Origin of the sequence: Arthrobacter sp. N199823 (assembly GCF_002929705.1) — a bacterium.
Classification (GTDB): Bacteria; Actinomycetota; Actinomycetes; order Actinomycetales; family Micrococcaceae; genus Specibacter.
On sequence record NZ_PJIN01000075.1, the window covers coordinates 1 to 536 of the forward strand.

1 protein-coding gene is annotated in these 536 nt (G+C 65.5%); it reads left to right on the forward strand.

Annotated elements, in window-relative coordinates:
• On the forward strand, nt 1–242 hold a 242-nt coding region (locus CXQ93_RS20310; protein ID WP_146073317.1), incomplete at its 5' end, for a helix-turn-helix domain-containing protein.
• Nucleotides 243–536: the final 294 nt, after the last annotated feature.

Sequence of the window (536 nt, forward strand, 5' to 3'; positions counted from 1 at the left end):
TCGCCATGGTCGCGGAATTTGAGTCTGACCTGATCCGGGCGCGCACGCGTGAGGGTATGCAGGCAGCGAAGGAGAAAGGCCGGCTGCGGGGCAGGCAGCCGAAACTGAGCCGAGCGCAGGAGGCGCACCTGGTGGAGCTGCACCGCGGCGGCCGGCACACGGTGTCTGAGATTGCGGAGCTCTGTGGAGTGTCAAGGTCGTCGGTCTATCGAATCGTGCAGCGTGCTCCTGGTGAGGGCTGAGTGTCCTGTACCCGGTGCCTGTGACCGTTAGGTAGCTGCGGGGCTGGGAGCTGCTCGGCGGCTGTCAGGAGGTTGCTGGGAGAAACCGGCGGCACTGGGCAGGGAGGCGGCGGGCAGGGGCTTGCCTTGATGCTCCAACGGGTAAGGATGGAGACTCAAGGCAGCGAAACGACGGCACCGGTGTAGGTGTGGCGTGTGGGTTTTCTAGCTGGCACCGGCGGTTAGGCGGGTGCGACGACGGCATATGCCATGAGGTCTGACTAGGCGCGTGCAGTAGTGCGCCCGGTAGTTGGC